Annotated in this window: 4 protein-coding genes and 2 pseudogenes; 4 read left to right on the top strand and 2 right to left on the bottom strand. The window is 55.3% G+C overall.

Features of this window, described 5'->3' with window-relative positions; translation table 11 throughout:
- Positions 1–450, top strand: a 450-nt coding sequence (locus DY926_RS15470) for a cytochrome b (RefSeq protein ID WP_116704184.1), incomplete at its 5' end; no start/stop codon positions are given.
- Positions 434–1,141, top strand: a complete 708-nt coding sequence (locus DY926_RS15465) for a VIT1/CCC1 transporter family protein (protein ID WP_116704183.1) — start codon at positions 434–436, stop codon at positions 1,139–1,141. The genes DY926_RS15470 and DY926_RS15465, both read left to right, overlap by 17 nt.
- Positions 1,142–1,317: 176 nt before the next feature.
- Here the strand turns inward: DY926_RS15465 and DY926_RS17415 are convergent, their stop codons facing one another.
- Entirely contained in the window at positions 1,318–1,485 is a 168-nt protein-coding gene (locus DY926_RS17415) for a hypothetical protein (RefSeq protein WP_158552048.1), read from the bottom strand.
- Positions 1,486–1,780: 295 nt separating this feature from the next.
- On the opposite strand from DY926_RS17415, the gene DY926_RS15455 reads away from it, so the two are divergent.
- Both DY926_RS15455 and mazF read left to right on the top strand, forming a co-directional pair.
- The gene (locus DY926_RS15455; protein ID WP_116704181.1) at positions 1,781–2,023 is read left to right on the top strand and encodes an AbrB/MazE/SpoVT family DNA-binding domain-containing protein; all 243 of its coding nucleotides are present in this window, start codon (positions 1,781–1,783) and stop codon (positions 2,021–2,023) included.
- Positions 2,024–2,354, top strand: a pseudogene (gene mazF, locus DY926_RS18065) (endoribonuclease MazF).
- A gap of 105 nt (positions 2,355–2,459) precedes the next feature.
- Here mazF and DY926_RS15445 read toward each other — a convergent pair.
- Positions 2,460–2,559, bottom strand: a pseudogene (locus tag DY926_RS15445) (SDR family oxidoreductase); the annotation flags it as partial.

The raw sequence follows: 2,559 nt of genomic DNA, 5'->3' as shown, positions 1-2,559 counted from the left end.
CGCAATCCGCTGCATCACCAGCTTGTAGTGGTGCACCTGACGGCGGGCATGGTGCTGAGCGTGCTGCTGCCCCTGCGCATTATGTGGCGAACAGGCTGGGGGCGGCGCATGCCTGCGTCAGACCGCTGGCTGGATGCAGACATGGCCCGCAGCGTTGAGTACAGCCTGTATGGGCTGAGCATGGTGGAAATCTGCCTTGGGTATCTGTGGCGATGGGGGAACGGGCAGGCCATGAGTTTCCTGTCCGTGCAGGTCATGCCCCCGTTTGGGGAATTTTCGATACGGACAATAGAATTGTTGCACGAACTGCACCTGTACAGTGGCTGGTTGATCGTGGTGCTTACTACAGGTCACTCACTGGCGGCATGTTTTCATTACCTCATCCTACGCGACAATGTTTTGCAGCGCATGTTCATTATAGGGAATATACCAGATGAACGTAACAGATAAGGGCGTGTCCAGCCCGGGGGAGAGGCATGCGACGGCCCGTCTGGGCTGGCTGCGGGCCTCGGTTCTTGGGGCGAATGACGGTATCCTGTCCACTTCCAGCCTTATTATTGGCGTTGCAAGTGCCCATACCTCGCAGGCTGGAATATTACTGGCTGGCATATCCAGCCTGATAGCTGGCGCCATGTCCATGGCAGCGGGTGAATATGTGTCCGTCAGTTCCCAGGCGGATTCAGAAAAGGCGGATCTGAGCCGTGAAAAAAAGGAACTGGGTAGTTGCTGGGACTCTGAAGTCGATGAACTTGCTGGCATATATCGTCAGCGTGGGCTGAACGATCTTCTGGCGCATCAGGTTGCCATTGCATTGATGAAACATGATGCGCTGGGCGCCCATGCCCGCGACGAACTTGGTATTTCAGAGGCGACGGCAGCGCGTCCGGTACAGGCTGCCCTAGCATCCGCATGTGCATTTGCACTTGGCGCCATACTGCCGGTGCTTACGGCCGTAATCTCACCTTTCAGGCTGGTGTCATGGAGTGTGTCTGTTGTTTCCCTGATCTGCCTTGCAATTCTGGGAACTGTCGGCGCACTGGCTGGAGGTACGGCGCCCTGGCGTCCTGCATTGCGAGTGATATTCTGGGGCTTGATGGCTATGGTGATTACTGCCACTGTTGGAAATATATTCAATAATTAAAAATATATATTTATTATATTGTGGTAATTATTGCGGACGACCGGCACGTAATCCCCCTGTAACCAGCGTAGGAAGAAGGGGTCCAGCGACAAGGAATTGGAGGGACGTAGGGGTAAGGGTTCCCGTAGGAGCGGCCTTGTGACTGTAGTCCCCCCCCCGGCATTCGCCGGTCCTGTTCAGAGGGCCTGGGCCATGATCTGCCCAACCCAGTGCGGGGCGTCCATCTGGCCCGATGCGAATTCGGCCATCTGGTCGAAGGCCGCATCGGAAAAGCCGCCTATATTCAGTGCATCCTCCTGCTCGGCCGTCTGAGTGGTGCCATAAGGCTGGATGTCGATGCACACGAGGCGCGCCGCCGGATTCCGGGCTTTCTGCCTTGTCCACCGCCTCGTGCCGGGCATTGAGCCATGCCAGCGGGGCCGCACAGTCCGTGCCGCCTCCGCCCAATTCCGCAAGGCGCGGGCGTTGGTCAGGATTGTATCGCGGGATTCCTGCGTGATGTCGTATACCTGCATCGCGAAGGGGAGGACGTGGGCGGCAGGATTCCCATTTCATCGCAAGTAGACGTGAGCAATTTTCGCTTAAAGCGAAATCTACTGAAATGGTATCTACAATGTAGATACGAGCGGGAGATATTCAATGCATGGAACCGTACGCAAATGGGGAAACAGCGCCGCCATCCGTCTGCCGACCAAGATCTTCGAAGCGACCCACCTACAGATTAATCAGACCGTCGATGTCCGGGAAGAAGACGGCCGTATCATCATTCAGCCTCTTCGGCCTGCCGCACTTTCACTGGATGCCCTGACTGCGGCAATCACGGATGATAACCGTCATGGCGAAGTGAATTTTGGACCTAAGCTGGGTGGAGAGGTTTGGTAAATGTCAGCATGGGTACCAGATTGCGGAGAGATTGTCTGGCTGGAGTTTGATCCTCAGGCGGAGCGTGAACAGGCGGGACATCGTCCAGCTGTCGTCCTGTCTCCCGCCAGCTACAATAAAAAATCTGGGATGATCGTTTGTTGTCCGACAACGACAAAGATCAAAAGGATATCCGTTTGAAGTGCCCCTGACAGGAGAACCGACCAGCGTCGTTCTCTCTGATCAGGTTCGAAGTCTCGACTGGCGTGCCAGACAAGCGAAGCATAAAGGCAGGGTCTCTGACAACGAACAGGAAGCCGTGCACGAACGGGCTCGGCTACTTATTGGGTAAAGCGGAAGAGCAACCGGTCCGCAATTGTCCATAGCCTCCTTTTAACCACGCTGCACAAACGATACGTGGTCCGGATATCTATCAGTAACCCTTATTATCAAGGACTTATTTTGTTGTGTAGCCTCCATTGACCAGAATGGTCTGACCCGTCATCCACCATCCGTCAGATACGAGGAAGCGCACGAACGGTGCAATATCCCCGATA

This window comes from Komagataeibacter melaceti (assembly GCF_003403295.1).
Lineage (GTDB): Bacteria > Pseudomonadota > Alphaproteobacteria > Acetobacterales > Acetobacteraceae > Komagataeibacter > Komagataeibacter melaceti.
Note: the sequence above shows the minus strand (reverse complement) of the source record. Positions and strands in the feature narration are given on the sequence as shown.